The organism is Neisseria chenwenguii (genome assembly GCF_002216145.1).
Lineage (GTDB): Bacteria > Pseudomonadota > Gammaproteobacteria > Burkholderiales > Neisseriaceae > Neisseria > Neisseria chenwenguii.
This window is the reverse complement of sequence record NZ_CP022278.1, coordinates 1-13,626: the sequence shown is the minus strand read 5'-3', so window position 1 is coordinate 13,626 and position 13,626 is coordinate 1. Positions and strand designations below refer to the sequence as shown.

General features: G+C 54.5%; 14 protein-coding genes. 10 read left to right on the top strand and 4 right to left on the bottom strand.

What is annotated here, in order from left to right; translation table 11 throughout:
* The first annotated feature begins 209 nt into the window (after positions 1-209).
* Positions 210-1,982, top strand: a complete 1,773-nt coding sequence (locus tag BG910_RS00070) for an ABC transporter ATP-binding protein/permease (RefSeq protein WP_089037054.1) — start codon at positions 210-212, stop codon at positions 1,980-1,982.
* A gap of 369 nt (positions 1,983-2,351) precedes the next feature.
* A complete protein-coding gene (locus tag BG910_RS12480; protein ID WP_198344804.1) occupies positions 2,352-3,107 on the top strand; it encodes an MFS transporter in 756 nt (251 codons plus the stop codon).
* A gap of 196 nt (positions 3,108-3,303) precedes the next feature.
* Here the strand turns inward: BG910_RS12480 and dnrN are convergent, their stop codons facing one another.
* Positions 3,304-3,777 (bottom strand): iron-sulfur cluster repair protein DnrN, encoded by a 474-nt coding sequence (dnrN, locus tag BG910_RS00060; protein ID WP_089035075.1) that lies wholly within the window; start codon positions 3,775-3,777, stop codon positions 3,304-3,306.
* Between the two features lie 224 nt (positions 3,778-4,001).
* Positions 4,002-4,286: a ribosome assembly RNA-binding protein YhbY gene (yhbY, locus tag BG910_RS00055; RefSeq protein ID WP_089035074.1), complete on the bottom strand. Its 285-nt coding sequence runs from the start codon at positions 4,284-4,286 to the stop codon at positions 4,002-4,004.
* A 110-nt stretch (positions 4,287-4,396) separates the two neighbouring features.
* On the opposite strand from yhbY, the gene rlmE reads away from it, so the two are divergent.
* The 8 genes from rlmE (at position 4,397) to BG910_RS00015 (ending at position 11,131) form a co-directional block, all read left to right on the top strand.
* Positions 4,397-5,017: a 23S rRNA (uridine(2552)-2'-O)-methyltransferase RlmE gene (gene rlmE / locus BG910_RS00050; protein ID WP_089035073.1), complete on the top strand. Its 621-nt coding sequence runs from the start codon at positions 4,397-4,399 to the stop codon at positions 5,015-5,017.
* A 65-nt stretch (positions 5,018-5,082) separates the two neighbouring features.
* A complete protein-coding gene (ftsH, locus tag BG910_RS00045; RefSeq protein ID WP_089035072.1) occupies positions 5,083-7,038 on the top strand; it encodes an ATP-dependent zinc metalloprotease FtsH in 1,956 nt (651 codons plus the stop codon).
* A 300-nt stretch (positions 7,039-7,338) separates the two neighbouring features.
* Positions 7,339-7,770, top strand: a complete 432-nt coding sequence (locus BG910_RS00040) for a type II toxin-antitoxin system RatA family toxin (RefSeq protein WP_089035071.1) — start codon at positions 7,339-7,341, stop codon at positions 7,768-7,770.
* The gene (locus tag BG910_RS00035; protein WP_089035070.1) at positions 7,763-8,035 is read left to right on the top strand and encodes an RnfH family protein; all 273 of its coding nucleotides are present in this window, start codon (positions 7,763-7,765) and stop codon (positions 8,033-8,035) included. Before BG910_RS00040 ends, BG910_RS00035 begins: the two co-directional genes overlap by 8 nt.
* Positions 8,036-8,104: 69 nt before the next feature.
* Positions 8,105-8,683 carry an aminoacyl-tRNA hydrolase gene (gene pth, locus BG910_RS00030; protein WP_089035069.1) on the top strand — a complete coding sequence of 193 codons (579 nt, stop codon included), beginning with the start codon at positions 8,105-8,107 and terminating at the stop codon, positions 8,681-8,683.
* 464 nt (positions 8,684-9,147) lie between these two features.
* Positions 9,148-9,351: a dioxygenase gene (locus BG910_RS00025; protein WP_089035068.1), complete on the top strand. Its 204-nt coding sequence runs from the start codon at positions 9,148-9,150 to the stop codon at positions 9,349-9,351.
* A 1-nt stretch (position 9,352) separates the two neighbouring features.
* On the top strand, positions 9,353-9,748 hold the full coding sequence (locus BG910_RS00020; protein WP_089035067.1) for a VanZ family protein: 396 nt from the start codon (positions 9,353-9,355) through the stop codon (positions 9,746-9,748).
* 72 nt (positions 9,749-9,820) lie between these two features.
* A complete protein-coding gene (locus BG910_RS00015) occupies positions 9,821-11,131 on the top strand; it encodes an aminopeptidase P N-terminal domain-containing protein (RefSeq protein WP_089037053.1) in 1,311 nt (436 codons plus the stop codon).
* 77 nt (positions 11,132-11,208) lie between these two features.
* Here the strand turns inward: BG910_RS00015 and BG910_RS00010 are convergent, their stop codons facing one another.
* On the bottom strand, positions 11,209-11,865 hold the full coding sequence (locus BG910_RS00010; RefSeq protein WP_089035066.1) for a response regulator: 657 nt from the start codon (positions 11,863-11,865) through the stop codon (positions 11,209-11,211).
* Positions 11,862-13,478: a histidine kinase gene (locus BG910_RS00005; protein WP_232462272.1), complete on the bottom strand. Its 1,617-nt coding sequence runs from the start codon at positions 13,476-13,478 to the stop codon at positions 11,862-11,864. Before BG910_RS00005 ends, BG910_RS00010 begins: the two co-directional genes overlap by 4 nt.
* Positions 13,479-13,626 lie beyond the last annotated feature (148 nt).

The window sequence follows — 13,626 nt, the reverse complement described above, 5'->3', positions numbered from 1 at the left end:
TTGATACCATTACACTTTTCTATTGTTTTAAAAAATAATTGTTCGCATCTTTTGAATTTTAAAAACAAATACAAAAGTTTAAGCGAAAATAACTTTTAAAACTTTCATTTAAGCAATTTCATGCCGTCTGAAAACAGATTCCGACAAAAATCCGTTTGCGCATCAAATTCCGTTTTTCAGACAGCCTTCCGGATTTAAAAAACACCATCATGGAAAAATGGCAAATCGAGCTTTACGGCACGCCGCTTTGGCTGCTGAAAACATCGGCGGCGGTTTTGGCCGCTTCGGCGGTGATTCTGTTTTTCGCCGCCAAAACCCGCTTCGGCAAAGAGTTCCGCTATATTCTGCGGCTTTGCCTGAACGCCGAAAACAGCCTGAAAATCTTCGCCGTCGTCGTTTTGATGATGATTCTGCTGCTGACCGAAATCCGCCTCAACGTCTTGAGCACGTTTATGTCCAACGGGCTTTACAGCTCGATGCAGGACATGGACGTCAATGCCTTTTGGGTGTTTGCCGCAATGAACGCCGGCGTAGTGCTGATGCGTACGTTTAACGGCGTGATTAACGATTTTCTCGACCAAAGTCTGGCGATTAAATGGTCGGAAAAACTCAACGCCGTTTTGGTATCGCGCTGGCTGTCCGGCAAAAATTATTACCGCCTGCAAATGCGCCGCCACGCGCCCGACAACATCGACCAGCGTATCCAGCAGGATGCGCAGGATTTCATCAAATCGACCATCGAATTTATCCGCGGCATGCTCAATTCCGTCGTTTCCTCACTGGAATTCGCCTTCGTATTGTGGGGGCTGGCGGGCATTCTGACCGTGTTCGGCTACGATATTCCGCGCGGAATCGTCTGGTTTGTGTTTATTTTCGTGATTTTGGCAACATTTATCGCCATGTGGATCGGTAATCCGCTGATCCGCTACAACTACGAAAATGAAAAACTCAACGGCGACTACCGTTATGCCCTGATTCGGGTACGCGATCATGCTGAAAGCGTGGCGTTTTACAGTGGCGAGGCGCGCGAACAGCAGGCGCTCGGCAGCCGTTTCGCCGCCATCATCAAAAACCGCTGGCGCATCGCCCGCCAAAGCGTCGGCCTGAGCGGATTTAACGATATGTTCAGCAGCGGCGTCCAGCTTCTGCCCATCATTTTGCAGGCGCCGCGCCTGTTTGCAGGGCAGATTAAAATCGGCGACATCCAGCAGACCGTACAATCCTTTGCCCGTCTGCAAAAAGCGCTGTCGTTTTTCCGCCTTTTTTACGAAGACTTCACCGCTTACCGCGCCCGCCTCGACCGTCTGCACGGCTTTTTATTGAGCACCGAATCCCAACACGCCGCACAAACGCCGCAAACCGAAACCGTTTCAGACGGCCTCAGGCTGGAAAACCTGACCCTCTACCGCAGTAACGGCGATGTTCTGCTTTCCGGCATCAATGCCGAGATCGGAAGCGGCGGCTCGCTGCTGATCAAAGGCCCCAGCGGCTGCGGCAAAACCTCGCTGTTGCGCGCGCTCGCCGGCTTGTGGCCGTTTGGCGCGACCGGCTTTGTCGCCAAACCCGACAACAGCGCCGTGATGTTTGTTCCGCAACGCCCTTACACCCCGCAGGGCAGCCTGCGCGAGGCCGTCTGCTATCCCGGCATCAGCGCCGACACCGCCGCGCTCGAAACCTCCATGCAGCAATGCCGTTTGGGTCATTTGATTGAAAATCTGGATAAGACCGACGACTGGCAGCACCGTCTCTCTCCGGGCGAGCTCCAGCGCATCGCCTTCGTCCGCATCCTCCTGACCCGCCCGAAAATCATCCTGCTAGACGAAGCCACCGCCGCGCTAGACGAAGCTACCGAAGCGCAGCTCTACCAAACCGTCCGCCACACCCTGCCGCAAAGCGTCATCGTCAGCATCGGCCATAGAAGCACGCTGAACGCGTTTCACGATGCGCATTTGGAAGTGGCGGCGGTAGAAAACTGCGGGTAGGGTAGGGCGTTTGATGAAGCAGGCCGTCTGAAATTCAGTTTCAGACGGCCTGCTTTTTCTTGGGGCTGTCCTAGATAACTAGGCCAAATTATCTCTTACCCATTGTTTTAACAACACGATTGGTCGGACGAAGTATTGGCGGCAACCGGTTTGAGCCGCGCCAATATGCCTGCGCTGGTTAAGGGCAGCGAAAACAGCGGCACACTGCCGCTTTGGGGTGTACGGTTTAGCTGCCGCCATAAACTACACACTGATTAAAGTGTTTTACGGCATCCGCAGCTTTGCTTATCTGCTGTTTCTGTATTCTTTTATCGTGATGATTGTGCAAAACGTTAAAGGATCGCAGATCAGCCCGTCGATGGGATGGTTTTGGAGACTTATTCACTGGGTATCGGCGTATTCGGCAGCAAAATCCCGAGTATTGTTTTTAAAGAAAAACTCACCGACGAAATGGATGTATTATGGATGGCGCTGGGCTTCTGCGCGGCCTGCGGCCTGATTGCCGTGTTCAAACTGCGCAAAGTCAATTCCGAATCACATCTGCACGGCCTGCCGGTGAAACAGAAATTCGCCGAGCTGACCAATGCCGTGACCCTGCTGGTCAGTAACCGCAATATCCTGTTTTCAAGTTGGGTGCGCATCATCAACACTTTGTCGCTGTTCGGCTTTGCCGTAATTATGCCGATGATGTTTACCAAAGAACTGGGCTTTTCAACCGCGCAGTGGTTGGATATCTGGGCGGTATTTTCCGTCACTACGCTGATTTCAAACGTATTTTGGGGGATTGTCGGCGAAAAACTCGGTTGGATCCGCGTCGTTCGCTGGTTTGGCTGTATCGGCATGGCGCTTTCGACGCTGATTTTCTACTACATGCCGCAGTGGTACAACACAATCGCCCCTGCCGGTGGCGCGGAAGTCGGTTCGGCCGAATATTACATGGCTTGGATTCCCGCCATTCTGCTGGGCTGGTTTGCCGCGGCGTTTGTGCCGATGACGGCGGTTTTTACCACGCTTGAACCTAAAATGTCAGGGCGCAGCAATTTCCGTGTACAACCTTTCTGCCAGCCTTTCCAATGCGCTTGCACCGAAAATTGCCGATATACTGCTGCCGGGTTACAGCTTTAAAGGCGTGGTTTTTGCTTATGCCGTGCTGTATCTGTTTGCCTTTGTGGTGACATTCCTCCTCAAGGTCAAACAGCCCGGATTCGACATCCACGGCAAGCTGCCTGAGTGTAAAACCTGTTGAAACAGCAGAGGCCGTCTGAAAACTGAATTTGATTTTCAGACGGCCTTTTCTTTTCTTACATTACGGTTTTGTTTTTTAGGATGCTAAAACGCGCGGGAAGAACACTTCGTTTTCCAAATGGATATGGTCGGTTAAGTCATTGACCAGCTCTTCGGAAAGACGGTAGAGTCGGGTCCAGCTGCCGCAGGCGTTTTCAGGGATTTTGAAATTGTCGGTCAGCTCTTTCAGACGGGCGATGGCTTTGTCGTGTTCTTCGTGTTCGTGCATCATCACGCTGATAGGCATGGCCGCACTGCGTCCGACGCCCTGATTAATCATAGGAAACAGCATCCGCTCTTCCTTCATCATGTGCATCAAAAGCTCTTCCTGCATATAGGCCAGAATGTCGGCCACTTCGGCAGGAAACGTATCGGCGTGAACTTCGGCCACTTTCTTCGCCAGCGGCACCAACTCTTCAAGCTGGGCGCGGTGGACGTTGTGGTAGCGTTGCAGAATGTGGTCGATGGTGGCGCCGAAAGGGGCGCTTTCCCAAACGGTAAAATCGGTCATGGCAGGGTTCCTTTAGTGGATAAAGGCTTTCAGACGGCCTTTTTGAAAGATTCGGATTTGATGAATGTATTTCATCAACCGCAAGGATACGCCTGCAAAGGGCGATTGTACAGACTGAAAAATCGGGTTGGATACAGAGAAAATAGGAGGCCGTCTGAAAAATCCGGTTACACAAACGTATTCGAAGTTTTCAGACGGCCTTTTGCAAATTTCGGGCAGTGGAATCAGTCTTCCAGATTCTTGCGCCACAAAACCAAGAGTTTGCCGATATGCTGCACCAACTGCGCATCGACGGCTTCGCAAAGCGCATTGGCAATTTCGATACGCTCGGCGCGGTCGTCGCCGAATACGCGCACTTTGATCAGCTCGTGGGCGGTGAGGGCGGCGTCGGTTTCTTTAATGACGGAGTCGGTCAGGCCGTGTTGGCCGACCATCACGACGGGGTTGAGGTGGTGGGCGCGGGCTTTGAGCTCGAGGATTTCTTTGGTGGAAAGTTTTTCATCGGTCATTTCGTTACTGCTTGATAGGAAATAATAATCCGCGCATTGTACGCGATTTGGCGCAGGCTCGGGGAAAAATCGCGTACAATGGCAGTCGTTTTATTTTTGTGGAAACCGCTATGGCTGTGCGTTCCAAATCTTCCAAGGCGTGGCTCAGCGAGCACGTCAACGACCATTATGTACACAAGGCGCAGAAAGACGGCTATCGCGCCCGTGCGGCGTATAAGTTGTTGGAAATCAATGAGAAAGACAAGCTAATCAAGCCGGGTACGGTGTTGGCCGATTTGGGCAGCGCCCCGGGAAGTTGGTCGCAGGTGGCTGCGAAACTGGTCGGGGAAAACGGTCGGGTATTTGCGCTCGATATTCTGCCGATGGACGACATTGCGGGTGTGTCTTTTATTCAGGGCGACTTCCGCGAGGAGTCGGTTTTGGCGGAATTTGAATCTTTACTCGACGGCCGTCCGCTAGACCTTGTAATCTGCGATATGGCACCCAATATGTCGGGTAACGCCGTAACCGATCAGGCGCGCAGTTTCTACCTCTGCGAGCTGGCGTTGGATTTTGCAGCCTCCCATCTGAAAAGCGGCGGCAGTTTTTTGGTGAAGGTTTTTCAGGGCGCGGGTTATCAGGAATATATGGCGGCGATGCGGGATGTTTTTGCAACGGTGCAGACGCGCAAACCTGATGCTTCGCGCAATCGTTCCAGTGAGATTTATTTATTGGGCAGAAATAAACGCTGACAACCGCAGCAGCGTGTTTTAAAATTCTGCCTTTCGTTTACCCTTAAATTAATGGAGCCTGTTCAGTGGGGAATACCTTTAAGAATATTCTGCTCTGGGTGGTTTTGGGCGTCGGCCTGATGGCGGCGTTCAATGCGATCAACAGCAAGCAGGAAAGCAAGCAGCAGATTGAATATTCGCAGTTTATCAGTCAGGTAAACAACGGCGAAATCGCCAGCGTCAATATCGAAGGCTCGGTGGTAAACGGCTATTTGATTAAAGGCGAACGTGCCGACAAAACCACATTTTTTACCAACGCGCCGTTAGACGACAACTTGGTGAAAAACCTATTGGACAAAAAAGTCCGCGTCAAAGTGACACCGGAAGAAAAACCGAGCATGCTGACCAGCCTGTTTTTCAGCCTGCTGCCCGTGTTGCTGCTGATTGGCGCATGGTTTTACTTTATGCGGATGCAGAACGGCGGCGGTAAAGGCGGCGCATTTTCATTCGGAAAAAGCCGTGCCCGCCTGCTGGATCAGGATGCCAACAAAGTTACTTTTGCCGATGTGGCCGGCTGCGACGAAGCTAAAGAGGAAGTTCAGGAAATCGTCGATTACCTGAAAGCGCCCAACCGCTATCAGAGCCTGGGCGGACGCGTGCCGCGCGGCATCTTGCTGGCGGGCAGCCCGGGTACGGGTAAAACCCTGCTGGCCAAAGCGATTGCCGGCGAAGCGGGTGTTCCTTTTTTCAGCATTTCCGGCTCCGACTTTGTAGAAATGTTCGTCGGCGTAGGCGCCAGCCGTGTGCGCGATATGTTTGAGCAGGCCAAGAAAAATGCGCCCTGTATCATTTTTATCGATGAAATCGACGCCGTCGGCCGCCAGCGCGGCGCAGGCTTGGGCGGCGGCAACGACGAGCGCGAGCAGACTTTGAACCAGCTTTTGGTGGAAATGGACGGCTTTGAAAGCAATCAAACCGTGATTGTGATTGCCGCCACCAACCGTCCCGACGTACTCGACCCTGCGTTGCAGCGTCCCGGCCGTTTCGACCGTCAGGTTGTGGTACCGCTGCCCGACATCCGAGGCCGCGAGCAGATTTTGAAAGTGCACGCCAAAAAAGTACCACTGGACGCTTCCGTCGATTTGGTTTCGCTGGCGCGCGGTACGCCCGGTTTTTCCGGCGCGGATTTGGCGAATTTGGTAAACGAAGCTGCGCTGTTTGCCGGTCGTCGCAATAAAGTCAAAGTCGATCAAAGCGATTTTGAAGATGCGAAAGACAAAATCTACATGGGTCCCGAGCGCCGCAGCATGGTTATGCACGAAGACGAAAAACGTGCGACCGCCTACCATGAATCGGGCCATGCCATCGTGGCTGAAAGTCTGGAGCATACTGATCCTGTACACAAAGTAACCATCATGCCGCGCGGCCGTGCGCTGGGCCTGACTTGGCAGCTTCCCGAGCGCGACCGCATAAGCATGTATAAAGACCAGATGCTGAGCCAGATTGCGATTCTGTTCGGTGGACGTATCGCCGAAGACATCTTTGTCGGCCGCGTTTCCACCGGCGCTTCCAACGACTTCGAGCGCGCCACCCAAATCGCCCGCGAAATGGTGACGCGCTACGGCATGAGCGACAAAATGGGCGTGATGGTGTACGCGGAAAACGAAGGCGAAGTCTTCCTCGGCCGCAGCGTGACCCGTTCGCAGCATATTTCGGAAAAAACCCAGCAGGAAGTGGATGCCGAAATCCGCCGCATTTTGGACGAGCAATACGCCGTTGCCTACAAAATCTTGAACGAAAACCGCGACAAGATGGAAACCATGACCCGCGCCCTGATGGAGTGGGAAACCATCGACCGCGATCAGGTTTTGGAAATCATGGAAGGCAAACAGCCCAGCCCGCCTAAGGATTACAGCTACAACCTACGCCCCGAAGGCGAAGAGCCGGTTGCGGAAACGGCGGAGCAGCCCCGGCCCGAGCCTGCTTTAACAGCAGGCGCGCAGGAAAACAATCCCGAAGTTCCTCCCCAAAACAGGGCTTAAATAAAACAAAACGGCAGCTTTAACGGCTGCCGTTTTGTTTTGTATAGTGAAATAAAAAAGATACAAGGCGGCAAGGCGCAGGCAGTCTAGGTAGTACGAGACAGATGAACTTGGCGCTTCAGCGCCTTGGTGAATCGTTCTCTTTAGGCTCAGCCGCAGCCAACGAAGTAGATTTTTTATTTTAATTCACTATATTTTCCCGTGTCGAAACAGTTTTTCAGACGGCTACGGGCACTCAAGCCGTCTGAAAAACCCTTGCAAATTCGTTTATAATGCAGCTTTCCCGATGATGGCACGATTATGAAAACGGTAGAAAAAAGCGTTTTGGTATTGCACAGCGCCGCGCAGATGTTCGAGCTGGTCGATAAAGTGGAGGATTACCCGAAATTCCTGCCTTGGTACAGCAAAACCGAAATTATCGAACGCAGCGGTAACGAGCTGAAAGCACGGCTGTTTATGGACTATATGCGCGTGCAGCAGTCGTTTGCTACCCACAACCACAACATTCCCGGCCGGGAAATCCGCATGGATCTGCTCGAAGGGCCGTTTAAAACCCTGCGCGGCACATGGAAATTCATCGACTTGGGTGACAATATGTGCCAAATCGAATTCCGGCTTGAATACGATTTTTCCAGTGCGGTTTTGTCGGCGCTGATTTCGCCCGTATTCAGCCACCTTTCCAACACGCTGGTCGAAGCGTTCGTCAAAGAGGCAGACCGCCGCTATGCTTGAAATCGAAGTCGTCTATGGCACGGCGGAACAACAGTTTCTGCAAAGCCTGAAAGTCAAAGCGGGAACAACCGCCCGCGAAGCCGTTTTACAAAGCGGCGTGTGCGGCAAGTTTCCCGAAGTCGATTTGCACGCCGCGCCGCTGGGCATTTTCGGCAAAGCCGTGAAAGACGACACCGTTTTGTGGCCGCACGACCGCGTCGAAATCTACCGTCCGCTTTTAATCGACCCGAAAGAAGCGCGGCGCAAACGCGTCAGCCAAGATTAACAAAGGCCGTCTGATATTTTAACGGCTGCTGAGCGAAGTCGAAGTACAGACGGCATCAACGAGAACACCATGTCAAACAAAATCAAAATCATCGTCGGACTGGGCAACCCCGGTCAGGAATACGCACAAACCCGCCACAACGTCGGCTTCTGGCTGCTGGACGAACTGGCCTGGCAATGGAAAGCCACATTTAAAGAAGAAAAAAAATTCTTCGGCGAAGTCGCGCGCGTGGCGCATAGCGGCGGCGACGTCTGGCTGCTCAAACCGACCACGTTTATGAACCGTTCCGGCCGGGCAGTTGCCGCGCTGGCGCAGTTTTACAAAATCAAGCCCGAAGAAATTTTAGTGGTGCACGACGAATTGGACATCCCCTGCGGGCGCATCAAATTCAAACTCGGCGGCGGAAACGGCGGCCACAACGGCCTCAAAGACATCCAAGCCCGCTTGGGTACACCGGATTTCTACCGCTTGCGCTTGGGTATCGACCATCCCGGCGACCGCAACTTGGTGATCGGTTATGTCTTAAGCAAACCCAGCACCGAACACCGCCAGCAGATTGACGACGCCGTCGCCAAATCCATCCAAGGGCTGCCGCAACTTTTGGCGGGCGAATGGGAAGAAGCGACGCGGTTTTTGCACAGCAAATGATTTGCTGAAATTTTTTGTAACTGCCGAACGAGTTGAGAACGTTGTAAAAACCGCAAAGGCCGTCTGAAATTTTACCGACATTGTTTCCGTACTTGCGCGGGAATAACGGATTGAGTGTTTCAGACGACCTTCAAATGATATTTTTGGATTTTTGCAAAGCCTCAGCCCGTAGGCCTTCAGCTCAGCATCTTAATCAAGTTGCAATCGTTGCAAGAATAAGAAACACCTGTTTGCAGGGGTGGGTTTTACACCTGCCCGTAAACTTTCAAACTGCTGAAAAGGTTTAATATTTCAGAATTGTTAACATTCGGTCGGGTGTAAAACCCGTCCCTACAAACGTTTCTCGGGATTTTCCGCTTTTTGCAAAGCTTCAGGTCGTCTGAAAAGCAGGTTCATCCCCCCGACAACCGCAGCAACGCCTCAATCGTTTGAATTTTCAGACGGCCTCATCTCAAGGATTTTCCATGTCCGAACTTCTCAACCTCATCCAAACCGAAGCCGTCGGCACCGTCGAAGAAACGCTGGATTTCTGGCTCTACGAATGCAGCCTCGACGAAGCCCCGAGCCGCGAAGAAGTGGCGCAATGGCGCGATTTGCTGAACGCGCGCGGCGGCAAGTTTGTGCGGCTGGCGCAAATCTGCCGAACCTGGCTCGACGAGGAGGCCTGAAATGCCGCGCAACAAATTTACCGTATTGGTGCTGCTTTGGTTTGCCGCCGGCATTTATGCCCTGCTGTTCCGCGAATCGGGCAGCGGTGCACCGCCGTTTCCGAATTTCGACAAAGTCGCGCATTTCACGCTGTTTTTCGCCCAAATCTGGCTGTTGGCGCGCACGTTTATCGAAGCGGATAAAACCGTTCCCTACCACGCCCTGATTGCGTTTGCGCTGGTTTACGCCGTCGGCAGCGAGTTGGCGCAGGCCGCGTTTACCGCCACGCGCGAAGGCTCGTTCGGCGACGGACTGGCCGACATGGGCGGCTGTCTGACCGCGCTCTGGCTGGCGAAAAAAGCGCAGGCCGCCAAGCGGGCAGTGGGCATGAGGCCGTCTGAAAACAGTCAGTTTTAAACCGACAGCCAATCAGGCTTTTATCCGATCAGTCTACAGCGCCGTTTTCCAGACGGCCTCAAAGGAATGTTTATGAATCCCACCCCGTTTATCGAACGCCGCCACCGTGTTTTGTCGCAAATCGGCCGCGACGGCATCGCCGTCCTCTTTGCCGCGCCCGGGCAGCGGCGCAGCAACGACACCGAGTTTCCCTACCGCCAAGACAGTTATTTCCACTATCTGACGGGTTTCGGCGAACCCGGGGCCGTTTTGATCCTCGACGGTGCGACGCAGAAAAGTATTTTGTTTTGCCGCGACAAAGACGAGCTGGACGAAATCTGGAACGGTTTCCGCTACGGCCCCGAAGCGGCGCAGGAAGCGTTCGGCTTCGACGAGGCGCAGAGCAACAGCCGCTGGCCGCATTATCTGAGTCAGGCGCTGTTGAACAAAAAAACGCTGTATGCCTTGTGGGGGCTGTATCCCGAGCGCGACCGCGAGGTTATGGAAAAGTGGCACAACGTGCAGCAGAGCGCAGGGCGGCGCATTCAGGTCAACAGCCATGCGCCTGAAAACCTGGCCGATTTGGCCGCGCTGCTTGATCCGATGCGGCTGGTGAAAGACGAATACGAAATCGGTTTGATTAAAAAAGCGGGCGAAATCAGCGCCTTGGCGCACATCCGCGCCATGCAGAAAACCCGCGCCGGCGTGGGCGAACTGCAAATCGAAGCCGAAATCCTGTACGAATTTATGCGCCACGGCGCGCGTTTCCCGTCGTACAACAGCATTGTTGCCGGCGGCAAAAATGCCTGCTGCCTGCATTACGTTGCCAATCAGGACATGCTGCGCGACGGCGATCTGCTGCTGATCGACGCCGGCGCGGAATACGGCTTTTACGCCGGCGACATCACGCGCACCTTCCCCGTCAACGGCCGTTTCAGCGCTGCGCAGAAAGACGTTTACGAAATCGTACTCGCCGCCAACGAAGCCGTTATCGCCGCCGTCAAACCCGGTGCCGATTGGGGCGGAATCCATCTGCTCGCGCTGCGGATACTCGTTCGGGGTCTGACCGACCTCGGCCTGCTGCAAGGCACGGTGGACGGCAACATCGAATCGCAAGCCTATCAGCGTTTCTATATGCACGGCCTCGGCCATTGGATCGGGCTGGACGTACACGACGTCGGCAAACGCTGGCAAAACGGCAAACCGCTGCTGCTTCAGCCGGGTATGTGCACCACCGTCGAACCCGGCCTCTACATCGCCGCTGCCGACGACATTCCCGAAGCGTTCCGCAACATCGGCATCCGCATCGAAGACAATATTTTGGTCACGGCCGACGGCTGTGAAAACTACACCGCGCTCGCGCCGAAAAAAGTGGCGGATATTGAAGACGTGATGCACGGGTAGGTCGGGTTGGTTCGCCTAAAAAGACTTCAGGCCGTCTGAAAACTTCAGACGGCCTGTTTCATCTTTACCAACCCTTTTCAAACTCCCTCGGGCTGCGGCACTTTATGCTGAACCGCATATACCGCCGCCTGCACGCGGCTGCCGAGGTTGAGTTTGCGCAGAATGTTTTGGACGTGCACTTTGACGGTGGATTCGGCCAGCTCGAGGTGGCGGGCGATGACTTTGTTGCTGTGGCCGGCGGCGAGGTAGCCGAGGATTTCCAGTTCGCGCGGGGTAAGGGTGGCGAGGGCTTGGTCGTTGCGCGGGGCGGCGGGGGCGATAAGCGACTGCACCAGCCGCGTGGTCATTTCGGGGGAAAAGACGTTGTCGCCGTCCACGGCTTTGCGGATACTGTCGAGCAGGAAATCGGCGTTGATGTTTTTGAGTAGGAAACCGCGCGCGCCGATGCGCATACATTCGGTAAGGTCGTCGCCGTCTTCGGAGACGGTGAGCATCACGACGGTTTGGCCGGGGTTGGTGCTGAGGATTTGCGCCAGCGCTTCACGGCCGTTCATGGCGGGCATGTCGAGGTCGAGCAAAACGATGTCGGGGCGGAGCTGTTCGACGAGTTTGACGCCGGAAAAGCCGTCGGCGGCCTCGCCGACGACTTCAAAATCGCTTTGGCGCGAGAGCAGGGCTTTGATGCCGCTGCGGAACAGGGTGTGGTCGTCGATTAATACGATTTTGATGCTCATAGTGTGTTTCTCTTCTCTTGGGGTAACACGAGGGTTACGGTTGTGCCTTGTTGCGGCGCGGATTCTACGGTGAGGACGGCGTTGATGCGGCGGGCGCGTTCCTGCATGATGCCGAGGCCGACGTGGCCTGTGGCGGGATTTTTCAGACGGCCTGTGTCGAAACCCCTGCCGTCGTCGCGCACGGTCAGCATGAAGTCACGGCGGTTTTCGATGGAGACGGCGACGTGTTTGGCCTGCGCGTGTTTGCGCACGTTGGAAAGGCTTTCCTGCAAAATGAAGATGACTTGCAGTTTTTCGTCGTTGGAGAGCGCGGCGCCTTCGTCTGTCCAGCGGGTATCGACTTCGGTTTGGGTTTCGCGCGAGAAGCGTTCCAGCAGGCCGTTGACGGCTTCGGGGAAGTCTTTGTTGCTGATTTTGGTACGGAAGTTTAACAGAAGCTCGCGCACGTCGTCATAACATTCCTGCACGCCGTTTTTGATAAAGAGGATGTTTTCTTCCACCTGCACTTTTTCTCCCGCGTGAAACGCGCTTTCGAGCATCTGCACCTGTAAATTGAGAAAAGTCAGCGCCTGCGCGATGCTGTCGTGCAAACCTTGCGCGATCAGGTTGCGTTCCTGCAAAACGGCGAGCTGGCGGCGTTCTTGGGCGAAACGGCTGTTGGCGACGGAAACGCCGAGCTGGCCGGAAAGCGTGCGCAGAAGGTCGTGTTCGTCCTTGGAGAGGCTGTGGCCGTCTGAAAAATAGAGGGTAAACGCGCCCAGCTCTTCGCCTTTGTAAACGATGGGGAACGCGGCGGAATGCGGGTAGGGCGGCGTTTGGCCGTTTGAAAACGCATCGTCCAAACCGATGGCGGCGACCAAATCATTGTGCGTGCCCCCGGAATCGGAAAAATGAATGCTGCCGGCAGCGGCGGAAACGGCGGGCAGGGTACGGGCGAGAAATTCTTCGGCGGCCTCTTTCGGACTGTGGGTGCGGTGCAGGTCGCGGGTGGTTTGGTAGAGCAGCGCCAAATCGCGGTTTTGCCGCGCCAAATCCTGCGTCTGCCGTGCCACTTGGCCTTCCAGATCCGTGTAGAGCGTTTTCAGGCTGGCGCTCATTTGGTTGAAACCTTCGCTGACTTGGGCAAACTCGCGGATATGGTCGGTTGGGATTTTCACGCCGAAACCGCCGCGCCCGATGGTATCGACGCCCTCGCGCAGTGTTTCCAGCGGGCGGATAATCCAAGAGTAGTGCAGCATAATCATAAACCCTGCAGCAATGAAAATCATCAGAATCAAGGCCGTCTGAAAACGGCGCAGCCACAAGGTGTTTTTATCGTTGGCGTTTTCCAGCGCCTGCACGAAAAGTTCGATATTGCCGGTAAAGCGGTACAAATCAATCTGTTCGGGCAATTCGTGGCGGATAACGGCGGGGCGGATGTGCGCCTGCCAGTCGGTGTTGAGCATATCCTGAATCAGCATATACGACAGCGGCGTGTCGGCAGGAATCAGCGGATGAATCGCATCGCTGGTACTGACTTTTTTCAGCGTGGTTTCAAATTCGCGGATTTGGTTGTCGATCTGTTTCGCAGGTGCGCGGTTGCTGACCAGATAGGCGATTCGGTAGGTCTGCATCCTGAGGCTGCCCGCGTCGTTAATTGCCGTGCCTGCGCCTTCCAGCCGCCACGACAAAAGCAGCGTTAACACCACGGAAAACAGCGCTGAGCCGACCCAAAGCAGGGTCAGGAGCTTCAGGCGTGCGGAGAGGCTGAGGCCGTCTGAA